Source organism: Bradyrhizobium sp. CCBAU 11357 (assembly GCF_028128865.1).
Lineage (GTDB): Bacteria > Pseudomonadota > Alphaproteobacteria > Rhizobiales > Xanthobacteraceae > Bradyrhizobium.
In genome coordinates this window covers 231,475-244,347 of sequence record NZ_LBJW01000106.1, presented here as the reverse complement: position 1 = coordinate 244,347, position 12,873 = coordinate 231,475, and the positions used below count along the sequence as shown (strand labels likewise).

The window sequence follows — 12,873 nt, the reverse complement described above, 5'->3', positions numbered from 1 at the left end:
TCGGCTGTACGGACCCGCCCCATGATCAACGCCCGGACCAACCAGCGCACCGAAATGCTCCGCCGTCGCTCCCGCGACGACGAGAGGGTGCGCCATGTCCGAGGACGCCGCTGAACCACTGAATTCAGCCAGTTTTCGAGAAAGGCCGCACCCGCAAGGTGCGGCCTTTCTGCTTTTTGCGCCCCTTTTTCCACCCGCCCCCAGAGGAGTACGACATGACCACGCATCCGTATGACGCGCTGATGGACATCACCGCACGGCCCAAGGCCGTGTTCGTCCGCGGCGCCGGCTCCTACCTCTGGGACGACGGCCGCAAGCGCTATCTCGATTTCGTGCAGGGCTGGGCCGTGAACTGCCTCGGCCACTCCCCGCCCGCGATCGCCGATGCGCTTGCAGCTCAAGCCAGGCGGCTGCTGACGCCGAGCCCGGCCTTCTACAACGAGCCGAGCCTCAAGCTTGCGCAGGCGCTGGTCGAGAACAGTGCCTTCGATCAGGTGTTCTTCGCCAATTCCGGCGCGGAAGCCAATGAGGGCGCGATCAAGCTCGCGCGCAAATATGGCAGCCTGCACAAAGGCGGCGCGTTCGAGATCATCAGCTTCGAAGGCGGCTTCCACGGAAGAACGCTGGCGACGATGTCGGCCTCGGGCAAGAAGGCGTTCGAGCCGCTGTTCGAGCCGAAGGTCGCCGGCTTCAAGAAGGCCAAGCTGAACGACATCGCCTCGGTAGAAAAGCTGATCAACGCCAACACCGTCGCCGTGATGCTCGAGCCGATCCAGGGGGAATCCGGCGTATGGCCTGCGACCGATCAGTTCCTGCAGCAGCTGCGCGCGCTGACCGAGGCGCATGGCCTCTTGCTCATTTTCGACGAGATCCAGACCGGCATGGGCCGGACCGGGAAGCTCTTCCACTACGAGCATACAGGCATCGCGCCCGACATCATGACGCTCGGCAAGGGCATCGGCGGCGGCGTGCCGCTCGCCGCCCTGCTCGCGACCGAACGCGCATCATGCTTCGAGCACGGCGACCAGGGCGGCACGTTCAACGGCAACCCGATCATGTGCGCGGCAGGGCTTGCGGTGCTCGACGAGGTCAAGAAGCCCGACTTCCTGAAGGCGGTCAACGAGGCCGGCCTCCTGCTCGAAAGTGAGCTGCAGAAGGTCTCGGCCCGGCATGGGCTCGGCGGCGTGCGCGGACGCGGCCTGTTGCTCGCGCTCGATCTCAAGCTGCCGATTGCACCCGGCATCGTCGCGCAGGCGTTCGAGGCCGGCGTGCTGCTCAACGCGCCGCAAGTCGACAGCTTGCGCTTCATGCCGGCGCTGAACGTCACGAGGAGCGAGATCGCCGAGATGATCGAATGTCTCGACGCGATCTTGACCAAGGCCGGCGCGGCAAGACGCGTGGCGTAGGTGCCGTAGGGTGGGCAAAGCGAAGCGTGCCCACCATTTCTCACCGCCATGAAGAATGGTGGGCACGGCGCTCCGCGCCTTTGCCCACCCTACGAAACCGATGATTCCGAAAGAGCTACGGCTTCAAGATCGAAGCCCCTGTGGTCTTGCGGCTTTCGAGATCGACATGCGCCTTGGCGGCGTCCTTGAGCGCGTAGGCGTGGTTGATCGGCACGTGCAGCTTGCCGTTGATCACCGCGGCGAACAGCGTGTCGGCGCCTTCGAGCAGTTCCTTGCGCGTGCCGACATAATCGTTGAGCTTCGGCCGCGTCGCGAACAGCGAGCCGTGATTGTTGAGCTCGGCGATCGCGAACGGCGGCACGGGGCCCGAGGCATTGCCGAACGAGACGAACATGCCGCGCGGCTTCAGGCAGGAGAGCGAGCCCGGGAACGTCGCCTTGCCAACGCCGTCATAGACGACGTCACAGCCCTCGTTGCGGCTGATCTGCTTCACGCGCGCGACGAAATCCTCCTCGTTGTAGAGGATGACGTGATCGCAGCCATTGGCCTCCGCAAGCTCGGCCTTCTCGCGCGAGCCGACGGTGCCGATGACATGCGCGCCGAGCGCCCGCGCCCATTGGCAGGCGAGCAGGCCGATGCCGCCGGCCGCGGCGTGGACCAGCACGCGATGATGCGGCTCGACCTTGAAGGTCTTGTGCAGCAGGTACCAGACCGTCAGCCCCTTCAGCATCAGCACGGCGCCCTGCTCGTAGGTGATGTGATCGGGCAGCTTGACCAGCTTCTCCCAGGGCAGGTTGCGCTCGCCGGTATAGGCGCCGAGATTGTGGTAGTAGGCGACGCGGTCGCCGGGATGAAAATGCGTGACGCCTGGCCCGACCGCGACAACCTCGCCCGAAGCCTCGTTGCCGGCGATGAAGGGCAGTCCCGGCGCCTTGTAGAGGCCGGTGCGATAATAGACGTCGATGAAGTTGAGGCCCACCGCATGCTGGCGGATGCGCACCTCGCCCGGCCCGGGCGCCGGCACGTCGACGCTCTCATAGACCAGGGCTTCGGGGCCTCCGACCTTGTGCACACGGATGGCTTTGGTCATCACCTGACCTCCTCTTCTTGCGGCTGAGCGAAAGCCATCGCGCCCGCCTTGTCAACTCGACGCCCGCAGGAACGGCTAGACCGACGGCTTGCTCGCCTTCTTGCGGTTGCGCTTGGCCAGCACGTTGAAGAACTCCACCGCCGCCGAGAACGCAATTGCGAAATAGATGTAGCCGCGCGGAATGTGGAAGTGGAATCCGTCCGCGACCAGCGCGACGCCGATCAGCACCAGGAAGGCCAGTGCCAGCATCTTGGTGGTCGGATGCTCCGCGACGAATCGCGACACCGGCCCCGACGAAATGTACATGATCAGGCAGGCGATCACGACTGCCGCGACCATGATCTCGATATCCTGGGCCATGCCGATCGCGGTGATGATCGAGTCCAGCGAGAACACGATGTCGATGATCACGATCTGGACGATCACCCAGAAGAAGGCGTTGCCCGCGGACTTCTCCTCGCCCTCGCCGTCATCGGCTTCGACCTCGCCGTGAATCTCGTGCGTCGCCTTGGCGATCAGGAACAGCCCGCCGCCGATCAGGATGAGGTCGCGCCAGGAGAAGTCGTAACCCGCAAACGAAAACACCGGTGCGGTCAGACCGATCAGCCAGACCAGCACGCTGAGCAGGACGATGCGGAAGACAAGCGCCAGCGCGAGCCCGATCTGGCGGGCGCGATGCGCCTGCTGCTTGGGGATGCGTGCGACGATCACCGAGATGAAGATGACGTTGTCGATCCCGAGCACGATCTCGAGCGCCGTCAAGGTGAGCAGCGCGGCCCAGGCTTCCGGGCTGGTCAACAGGTGCATCACACCAAGGATCTCGCCAGGGATCTCGCCAGGCGGATCAAGGCGTCGCTGAAGCTGATCCAGAGCGCGATGGCGCAGAGCACGAGGGTCACCCCGGCGCCGACGCGAAAATCCATCTGCAGCGTGTAGAAGGCAAGCACCGCCCAGATCGCGATCAGCGACATCGTCAGCCAGCGCAGCCGGACGACACGGACCGGATGCAGCACATGGAACGGCACGAACGTCAGCACGACCAGCGCGGCGACCAGCAGCGTCGCCCACAGCGGCGGCCAATGCAGCAGGAACAGATAGAACGCGGCCGCATTCCACAGCGCCGGGAAGCCGCGGAAATGATTGTCGTCGGCCTTCATGCGCTGGTCGGCGAAATACAACGCGCTGGTGACGATGATGGCGATGCCAAGCAAGGGAGCCGCGACCGGCAGCAGCATGCCGCTGGCGACGATCGCATAGGCCGGCACGAACACATAGGTGACGAAGTCGACCACGAGATCGAGCACGTCACCCGACCAGTTGGGCTGCACGTTCTTGACGTCGAGCCGGCGCGCGATCGGCCCGTCGACCGCATCGATGATCAGCGCGACGCCCAGCCATTGAAACATCGCCGCCCAGTGCTCGCGCACGGCCTCCAGCATCGCCAGGAGCGCGATCGCCGCGCCGAATGCGGTGAAGATGTGCACGGAGAAGGCCGCGGCGCGGATCGCCGGTCTCGGCTTCAGGGAATCCTGCTGAATATCCATGGCTTCTGCTATCAGAATGCGACCGGTTTGCACATCCGCCATTGCGGCGCACGATCGCACAATTCGCCATAAAATCAGGGAAATATAGGTGGGCTTGAATTTGCCGCCCGGCGTGTCAAATGTCGCTCCATGACAGATGCATCGACACTCCATGACGCGGCCGTGGTCGGCGGCGGACCGGCCGGACTTGCCGCGGCGATCGCCCTGGCGCAGGCGGGTGCCCGGACCGCACTGGTGGCGCGCCGCGTTCCCTATGCCGACAATCGCACCACCGCATTGCTCGGTGCCTCCATCGATCTATTGGAAAGCCTCGACGTCTGGTCGCGCTGCCGGGACAAGGCTGCTGCGCTGGAAGTCATGCGCCTCGTCGACGACACCGGCCGGCTGTTCCGCGCGCCGGAGGTGCGCTTCTCCTGTCACGAAATCGGCATCGACGCGTTCGGCTACAACATCGACAACCGCGCGCTGATGCTGGCGCTGGAAGCGCGCGCGGCCGAGCTGCCCAATCTGGTCCGCTTCGACGACGAGGCCGAAAGCGTGGTCATCGAAGCCGACGACGTCGCATTGCGCACGGCGTCCGGACAGTTTCTCTCGGCGCGCCTCGTGGTCGGCGCCGACGGCCGGCACTCGCTGTGCCGCGAGGCCGCCGGCATCGAGGTGACGCGGCGCGAGCTGAGCCAAACCGCGCTGACCTTCAACGTCGGTCATGCCCGGCCCCACCGCAACGTCTCGACCGAGTTCCACACGCCGCACGGGCCTTGCGTGTTCGTGCCCCTGCCCGCCGACCGCTCGAGCATCGTCTGGGTTTCGGCGCCAGCGGAGGCCGAACGGCTGCGCGGCCTGAGCGACGAGGAGCTGTCGGCGGCGATCGAGAAGCAGTCGCATTCGATCCTGGGACGCATGAATGTCGAGCCCGGGCGCAACCTGTTCCAGCTCGCGATCGAGCGTCCGAAATCCTTCGGTCGCGACCGTATCGCGCTGGTCGGCGAAGCCGCCCATGTGGTGCCGCCGATCGGCGCGCAGGGCCTCAATCTCGGCCTGCGCGATGCCGCGGACATCGCCCGGCTCGCGGGCGATGCCATCGCCGCGGGACGGGATCCCGGTGCGGACGACGTGCTCAAGCGCTATGATCGCGCCCGCCGGCCGGACATCTTGAGCCGCACCTTTGCGATCGACATCGCCAACCGCTCCTTGCTCAACGACTTCCTGCCGCTCCAGCCCGTCCGCGCAATCGGCATGCACCTCCTCGGTGCCATCGGCCCGCTCCGGCGCTTTGCGATGCGCGAAGGCCTGACGCCGACCTGGCGGCGGTAATTCTCAGACGCGTTACCGCGCGCCGACTTTGGTTGGATTGGATCGAGCCGCGGGCGCGGTGCAACCTCTCCCGCTTGCGGGGGAGGTCGGCGCGAAGCGCCGGGTGGGGGCTCTCTCCATTTAGGGATTTTCTCCGACAATCCCGACGCGGAGAGAGCCCCCTCCCCAACCCTCCCCCGCAAGCGGGAGAGGGAGCGCACCGTTCGTGTTGTCAGGAGTTGAACCCCTCAGGGAAACGCCAACCTTCCCGTCTGGATCGCCCACATCACGCTGGTCAGCGTGACCACCGACGCGAACGTCCCGAGCAGCACCGCCACGGAGGCGGATTCGATCCAGGCATCGTTCTGCCGCGCGATGACGAACACGTTGAGTGCCGGCGGCAGCGAGGCCATCAGCACGGCGGTGGCGGCCCAGGGCTGCGCGAACGGGCCGAACGCCAGCATCAGGGCGAATGCCGCGAGCGGATGGATCAGCAGCTTGACCGCGATCACGCCCGGCACCTCCCACGGCACCCGATCGAACGGACGGAGCGCCACGGTCACGCCGAGCACGAACAGCGCAGTCGGCGCGGCCGCGTTCTGCAGGAAGGTGATGGTGCGGTCGAGCGCGACCGGCAGCTCGATATGCAATGCCGCCACCGCCGCACCGAAGCAGACTGACATGATCAGCGGATTGAGCACGATCTGCTTGAGCACGACGCCGAAGGCGTGGACGAACGAGGGATGGTCGCGGTCGGACAGCTCGATCAAGAGCGGCACGATCGTGAACAGGAAGATGCTGTCGCAGCAGAAGATCAGCGCGGTCGGCGCAGCCGCCTTCGGCCCGAGCACCGCGAGCGCGAGGCCCGGGCCCATATAGCCGATATTGCCGTAGCTGCCGGAGAGGCCCGCGAGCGTCGCTTCGCGCAGCGTCAGCCGTCCGAGCAGCTTGCCGACAACCAGCGCCAGCGTGAATGCCGCGACCGTCGACAGCGTCGTCGCCACCAGGAACGGCGGATTGTTCAATTCCGAAAACGGCGTCTTCGACATGATCGCAAACAGCAGCGCCGGCAGCGACACGTAGAGCAGGAAGAAGTTCATCCAGGCGAGCCCCGATTCCGGGATGGATTTGACCTTGCCGCAGGCGAAACCGACGAAGATCAAGCCGAAATAAGGTAGCGCCAGATTGAGGATATCGACCATTGCTGAAGTTTTTTCTGAAGGCTTGGGGGCTATCCGTCCCGGAAACGAAGGTTAATTCCAGCTAAGGGCACTAGCATCGGCCACAATCCTGGTCTATCGACGGGGAATGATTAAAGCGCGGACCGCCAAATTCCAGATCGGACAGGTCGTTCGCCACCGGATCTTCTCGTTCCGGGGGGTGATTTTCGACATCGATCCGGAATTCAACAACACCGAGGAGTGGTGGCTGTCGATCCCGGAGGAGGTGCGGCCCCACAAGGACCAGCCGTTCTATCACCTGCTCGCGGAGAACGCTGAATCCGAATACGTCGCCTATGTCTCTGAGCAGAACCTGTTGCCGGATGATTCGGGCGAGCCGGTCCGGCATTCCCAGGTTGCGGAGATCTTCATCAAGGACAAGGCCGGCGGCTATCGCCCGCGCAATCCGTCGCTGAACTGAGTTTCGCCGCCGACATGCGGCCAGCAAAAAAGGCGCTCGAGATGAGCGCCTTTTTCATGTTCGGGAATCGAGCTCCCGATTACTTCGAGCCGGCCGGAGCTGCGCCGGGAGGCGTGCCCTGCTGCTCGAGCTTCTTGCGCTGCTCGTCGGCCTTCTTCTGAAGCTCTTCCTGGAGCTTCTTCTGGGTTTCCTCGAACACCTTCGGATCGGTCGGCGGACCGTCATAGGCCTTCTGGAATTCGCCGGTGAGCGGCAGCGGCAGGGTCAGCGGCGCGCCGTTGGCGTTGATCGCCTGGACAACGAGATTCTGGCCCTTCTTCATGTTGTTGATGAGCTCGGGCGTGGCCTCATAGTCGGACATGCAGCCGTTCTGGAAGCAGATCACATAGGGCTGCTGCAGCGGCGCGTTGCTGTCGACGATGATGCGGGTGCCGTGCACGAGCTGCATGCCGAGCGGCAGCGTCACGCGCAGGATCTTCTTCGGCTCGCCTTCCGGCTCGATGATCACGGCCGCGATGACCGGCTGACCCGATTCGATGCGGCCGTCCTTGCCGGTGAAGCAGACCTGCTTGGCATTGGCGTCCTGGCCCTTGAGGCAGAACTTGGTCCAGGGCGCATAGATCAGCTGGATCTGCTGATCGGCGGGCTGGGCCGCGCCCTGCTGCGGGGCGCCTTGCTGCGCGGGAGCCTGCGGGGATGCTGCGGGCGCCGGAGCCTTGGGAGCTGCCTTGGGAGCCGCCTTCGGAGCCGGGGCCGGGGAGGCCTTGGGCGCAGCGGGTGCGCCGGGGGCCGGCGCAGGGGTCTGGGCCTCGGCGGCAAACGGAACGGCCAACGCCGTCGCCGTCAACAGGGCGAGAAGTCGCCCGCGCGGCCGGACGGACGCGGCCAAGTAACGGAAATTCATTGCGGAAAACCCTTTCTGAACGGGAAGTGCCCGAACCGCTCCGAAGCGCCGAACCTGGCCGCCTTGGGCGCGGCTCTCTTCCCGTCAATTGAGGCGGATAAGTGACGGGCTCGACGCTCTTGCGCGATTGGGTGCCTTCTTAACGTGGCCGACGAAAAGATCAATGCCGACAAGCGTCTTTGGCCGGTCTGGTGCAAAAGCCCCATCAAATTCCCTGTGATAAGATTCGAGCCCGCCGGTCCTCGAATCACCGTGTGCCGATGTTCATGTTCCAGCGCCTCTTCGAGGGCCCCGGCCTCCGCCTCTGTGCGCTTGCCCTTGCGCTTGGCGGGGTGCTGTCGGCCGGCGCCGCCGCGGCCGAGGAGGCCCATGCGATCGCGATGCACGGCAAGCCGGCCAAGCCCGCCGATTTCAGCCACATGCCCTATGCCAACCCCGATGCCCCCAGGGGCGGACGCCTGACCTGGGGTATTCTCGGCACCTTCGACAGCCTCAATCCCTTCATCGTCAGGGGATTGGCGGTGCAGCCGGTCCGCAACTACGTGGTCGAGAGCCTGCTGGCGCGCGGGCAGGACGAGCCGTTCACGCTTTACGGCCTGCTCGCCAGAACGGTCGAAACCAATGACGAGCGAAGCTTCGTCACCTTCCGTCTCGATCCCCGCGCCCGCTTCTCCGACGGCAAGCCGGTCACGGCCGAGGACGTGCTGTTCTCGTGGCTGCTGCTGCGCGACCGCGGCCGTCCCAATCACCGGCAGTATTACAGCAAGGTTGCGAAGGCCGAAGCGCCCGATCCTCTCACCGTCCGATTCGACTTAACCGGCGCCAACGACCGCGAGCTGCCGCTGATTCTCGGCCTGATGCCGATCCTGCCCAAGCACGCGATCGACGTCGCGACCTTCGAGGAGACGACGCTGACGGCGCCGCTCGGCTCGGGCCCCTATCGGGTCACGGCGGTGAAGCCGGGCGCCAGCGTGACGCTCACGCGCAATCCCGATTATTGGGGCCGCGACCTCGCCATCAATCGCGGGCTCTACAATTTCGACGAGATCAGGCTCGACTATTTTCGCGAGGCGAACGGCCAGTTCGAGGCATTCAAGCGCGGCCTCTACGATTTCCGCGTCGAGCACGAGCCCTTGCGCTGGCGCGACGGCTATGACTTTCCGGCCGCCAGAAGCGGCGAGGTGATCCGCGACACCGTCAAGCCCGGCATGCCGCAGCCGTCCGAATTCCTGGTGTTCAACACCCGCCGTCCGATCTTCGCCGACATCCGCGTGCGGCAGGCCCTGACGCTGCTGTTCGATTTCGAGCTGGTCAACCGCAGCTATTTCTTCGGGCTCTATTCGCGCGTGGCCGGCTATTTCGCCGGCTCGGAGCTGTCGGCCTATGGCAGGCCTGCCGATGCGCGCGAGCGCGAGCTGCTCAAACCGTTCGCCGCGCAGATCCCGCCCGACATCCTGGAGGGCAGCTACCGCCTGCCGGTCACCGACGGATCAGGCCGCGACCGCACCACGCTGCGCGCCGCGCTGAAGCTGCTGTCTGAGGCCGGCTACGATCTCGACGGCACCGTGCTGCGCAACCGCGCGACCAAGGCCCCCTTCACCTTCGAGATCATGGTCACGACACGCGACCAGGAGCGCATCGCGCTCGCCTTCCAGCGCGACCTCAGGCGCGCCGGCATCGAGGCCAGCGTGCGCTCGGTCGATCCCGTGCAATTTGACCAGCGCCGGCTCGCCTATGAGTTCGACATGATCCAGAACCGCTGGGACCAGTCGCTGTCGCCCGGCAACGAGCAGTATTTCTATTGGGGCAGCGCGGCCGCGGACAATCCGGGCACCCGCAACTACATGGGCGCCAGGGATCCCGCCGTCGATGCGATGATCGCCGCCCTGCTCGAGGCCCGTGAACATACGGATTTCGTTTCGGCGGTGCGCGCACTCGACCGCGTCCTGATCGCGGGCGTCTACACAATCCCGCTGTTTAACGTATCGGAGCAATGGATCGCGCGCTGGAATCGGATAGAACGGCCCAAGACCACCTCGCTCTCGGGCTATTTGCCGGAGACGTGGTGGTCGAAGGGGCAGCCGCAAGCTCATCAAGCGAAGTGACGCCGTGAACCAGCCAGCCGTATCGCCGACGCTCGACACATTGTTTCAGCGCACGCTGACGCGGCAGCCGCGGGCGACCGCCCTGCTCGATCCGCTCAACAAGGCGCGCATTACCGGGCACCAGCCGCGGCGGATGACCTATGCCGAGGCCGATACCGCCATCGAGGCGCTGTCGGCGCATTTCGTCGAATCGGGCCTGCCGGCCAATTCCGTGATTGCGATCCAGTTGCCCAACACGGTCGAGTTCGTGCTGACCGTGCTCGCCGCCCATCGCGCCGGCCTCGTCGTCGCCGTGCTGCCGCTGCTCTGGCGCCATGCGGAACTGACCGCCGCGCTCAACCGCACCGCCGCGCGCGCCATCGTCACCATGAGCACGGTCGACGGCGTCAGCTATGCCGATCTCGCCATGCACGCTGCGGCCGAGGCGTTCTCGATCCGGCACGTCTACGGCTTCGGAAGCGACCTGCCCGAAGGCATGGCTTCGCTCGACGACGTCCTGGCACGCCCGCCCGGCACCACGCGCGCCGTGATCCAGGACGGCCGCAAGGCGGCCATGATCTCGTTCGACGTCACGGCGGAGGGATTCCGGCCGGTGCCGCGGCCGCATTTCAGCCTGATCGCGGGCGGCCTTGCGATGTCGCTCGAGGCCGACATCAAGCAGGGCGCGACGGTGATGGCGGCGTTCACGCCGATGTCGTTCGCGGGGCTCGCCTCCTCGCTCGCGGTGTGGCTGCTCTCCGGCGGCACGCTGGCGCTGCATCATCCGTTCGAAAACGACGTGCTCGAGCAGCAGATCAACGAGCACGAATGCGAGGTGCTGATCGCGCCGGCGCAGCTCGCGCTGCGGCTCGGCGATGCCGACCTCGCGGCGCGGATGCCCACCTTGCGCAACGTCATCGGCCTGTGGCGCGCGCCCGAGCAGGTCGCGGCAAGCGATGCCTGGATCGCGCCGCATGCGCCGCTGACCGACGTCTACCTGTTTGGCGAGGCCGGATTGTTCGGCGCCCGCCGCGGCGAGGACGGCATGCCGGTGCCTGTGATGCCCGGACCGCACGGCGCTCCGCGCGAGCAGTCCGGCTCCTCCATCGCCGGCGAAATCCTGCTGACGCCGAAGGGCACGCTTGGCCTGCGCGGCGCGATGGTGCCGATCGCAGCCTACGCCCCGCCGCAACCGGTCGGCGAGACACTGACGGCGCAGCCGCCGCGCGACTATGTCGACACCGGCTATGCCGCGCGGCTCGACCGCCCGAGCGGCGCGATCTGCATCACCGCGCCGCCCTCCGGCATCATGGCCGTCGGCGGCTATCGCTTCCTCTCCAACGACCTGCAGGAATGGGCGCGCCGGCTCGGCCAGGGTGCCCTGCTCACGGCGCTGCCCGACCGCCTCTCCGGCCACCGGCTCGCCGGGCGCGCCCAGGACAATGCCCGCGCCCGCGAGGCGCTCAGCGAGCTCGGGCTTAACCCCCTGATGGTCGAGGCTTTTCGGGACCGCTCCGGGGCGGCCTAGGCGCGGTTTCAGCGCTTGCGTTGACGCAGCATTAAGGCGGCCAAACTAGATTGCGCGGTATCTGTTGCGTGATCTTGAGTGTCTCGATGTCCCAGGCGGGCCCGATCCTGTTTGTGTCCGATGCCGAACGTCCCGCCTTCGTGGCGGCGCTGGACGAGGCCCGGCTCTTTCCCGTCGTCGACACCGACTGGACCAGCGCATCGCGCGCGGTCGAAGAGGTGCAGCCGGCCGCGGTTCTTGCTGCGGTGCATGCCGGACACGAGGTGCATGTGACGCGGCTTGCAAAGAAGATCGCCGATCAATCGCCGTACCTGCCCTTCGTGGCCCTGGATGCAGCGGGCACGCTGCCGAACAACGCCCTGCCCTTCTCCTCGCGCGGCGGCAATCCCGACCGGCTGATCGCGCGGCTCCGGGCCGCGCTGCGCGTGCGTACATTGCACGCAACGGTTCTGCGCCGGCTGCCCGAGGTGAAGTTTGCGCTGCCGGAAGGCGATCCCGCCCGTGACGCCACTGTGCTCCTGATCGGCCGCGGCGCCGCCTATCCCGCGCTCTCGGTCGCGCTCGGTGAACGCATCGGCGTGGTCGGCGCGCTCTCGATCGAGGCCGCCGCAAAACACCTCAACACCCGCGACCTCGACGGCGTCGTGCTCGCCGAAGGTTTTACCGCGCGCGTGACCGATGCGTTTCTAACCGTGCTCGCCGAGGACGCTCGCTTCCGCAGCCTGCCCGTGGTCGTCACCGCCCACCAGCTCACCCAAAGCTACGACCTGCCCAATCTCGAGCTGATCGCGGGCGAGCCGGCGAGGATCGCGGCTAACGCGCTGCCCCTGATCCACCAGCACGCCATGGAAGCGCAGCTGAGCCGCACCTTGCGCTCGATCGATGCCGGCGGCTGGCTCGACCCGCGCAGCGGCCTGCTCACGGTGGAAGCCTTCGCCCGTGATTTCGCCAAGGCGGTCGAGCAGACGCTCGCCCGCGGCGGCGGCCTCTCCGTCGCCCGCTTCGCCTTCGACCCCAACAATTCCCGCGCCCAGCTCGACGCCGCGCGCATTTTGAGCCGCCTGATGCGGCAGATGGATTTTGGCGCGGCGCAGAAGGACGGCTCGGTGATCGTGGTGTTCGCCGAGACCGACTTCCGCACCGCGCATATGATCGCCCGCCGCCTGTCGGCGGTGATGCGCCACACCTCGAACGGCAAGCACGAGATGCGCAGCGATCCCGTGGTCAGCGTGGACTCGCTGTCGCCCTCGGATACGGCAAGGTCGCTGCTGGCGCGGCTGTCGGCCGACGCGTCAAGGGCGGCGTCGTAGCTTTCTCGCGAGCTGCCGCAACAACCACCGTCATTGCGAGCGCAGCGAAGCAATCCAGACTGTCTCCGTGGAA

Annotated in this window: 11 protein-coding genes; 6 read left to right on the top strand and 5 right to left on the bottom strand. The window is 66.2% G+C overall.

The window, feature by feature from the left end:
- Positions 1-215: 215 nt before the first annotated feature.
- Positions 216-1,406, top strand: a complete 1,191-nt coding sequence (locus XI05_RS25270; protein WP_271506876.1) for an acetylornithine transaminase — start codon at positions 216-218, stop codon at positions 1,404-1,406.
- A 115-nt stretch (positions 1,407-1,521) separates the two neighbouring features.
- Here the strand turns inward: XI05_RS25270 and XI05_RS25265 are convergent, their stop codons facing one another.
- From XI05_RS25265 to pcsA, 3 genes are all read right to left on the bottom strand, one after another.
- Positions 1,522-2,496 (bottom strand): quinone oxidoreductase family protein, encoded by a 975-nt coding sequence (locus tag XI05_RS25265; protein ID WP_172783768.1) that lies wholly within the window; start codon positions 2,494-2,496, stop codon positions 1,522-1,524.
- 75 nt (positions 2,497-2,571) lie between these two features.
- Complete coding sequence (locus tag XI05_RS25260; protein WP_271506874.1) at positions 2,572-3,306, bottom strand: TerC family protein; 735 nt, start codon at positions 3,304-3,306, stop codon at positions 2,572-2,574.
- Positions 3,303-4,082 carry a phosphatidylcholine synthase gene (gene pcsA / locus XI05_RS25255; protein ID WP_172783766.1) on the bottom strand — a complete coding sequence of 260 codons (780 nt, stop codon included), beginning with the start codon at positions 4,080-4,082 and terminating at the stop codon, positions 3,303-3,305. Before pcsA ends, XI05_RS25260 begins: the two co-directional genes overlap by 4 nt.
- Before the next feature lie 87 nt (positions 4,083-4,169).
- Between pcsA and XI05_RS25250 the strand changes: the two genes are divergently transcribed.
- Complete coding sequence (locus tag XI05_RS25250) at positions 4,170-5,354, top strand: UbiH/UbiF family hydroxylase (RefSeq protein WP_271506872.1); 1,185 nt, start codon at positions 4,170-4,172, stop codon at positions 5,352-5,354.
- A gap of 227 nt (positions 5,355-5,581) precedes the next feature.
- Here XI05_RS25250 and XI05_RS25245 read toward each other — a convergent pair whose 3' ends face one another.
- Positions 5,582-6,535: an AEC family transporter gene (locus XI05_RS25245; RefSeq protein ID WP_271506870.1), complete on the bottom strand. Its 954-nt coding sequence runs from the start codon at positions 6,533-6,535 to the stop codon at positions 5,582-5,584.
- A 106-nt stretch (positions 6,536-6,641) separates the two neighbouring features.
- Between XI05_RS25245 and hspQ the strand changes: the two genes are divergently transcribed.
- A complete protein-coding gene (gene hspQ / locus XI05_RS25240) occupies positions 6,642-6,974 on the top strand; it encodes a heat shock protein HspQ (protein ID WP_008564941.1) in 333 nt (110 codons plus the stop codon).
- Between the two features lie 79 nt (positions 6,975-7,053).
- On the opposite strand, the gene XI05_RS25235 is transcribed toward hspQ, so the two are convergent.
- Complete coding sequence (locus XI05_RS25235; RefSeq protein WP_271506868.1) at positions 7,054-7,878, bottom strand: invasion associated locus B family protein; 825 nt, start codon at positions 7,876-7,878, stop codon at positions 7,054-7,056.
- Positions 7,879-8,138: 260 nt separating this feature from the next.
- Between XI05_RS25235 and XI05_RS25230 the strand changes: the two genes are divergently transcribed.
- The 3 genes from XI05_RS25230 (at position 8,139) to XI05_RS25220 (ending at position 12,800) form a co-directional block, all read left to right on the top strand.
- Positions 8,139-9,983 carry an extracellular solute-binding protein gene (locus XI05_RS25230; RefSeq protein WP_271506913.1) on the top strand — a complete coding sequence of 615 codons (1,845 nt, stop codon included), beginning with the start codon at positions 8,139-8,141 and terminating at the stop codon, positions 9,981-9,983.
- A gap of 4 nt (positions 9,984-9,987) precedes the next feature.
- Positions 9,988-11,490, top strand: a complete 1,503-nt coding sequence (locus tag XI05_RS25225; protein WP_271506866.1) for a class I adenylate-forming enzyme family protein — start codon at positions 9,988-9,990, stop codon at positions 11,488-11,490.
- A gap of 86 nt (positions 11,491-11,576) precedes the next feature.
- On the top strand, positions 11,577-12,800 hold the full coding sequence (locus XI05_RS25220) for a GGDEF domain-containing protein (protein WP_271506865.1): 1,224 nt from the start codon (positions 11,577-11,579) through the stop codon (positions 12,798-12,800).
- Positions 12,801-12,873: the final 73 nt, after the last annotated feature.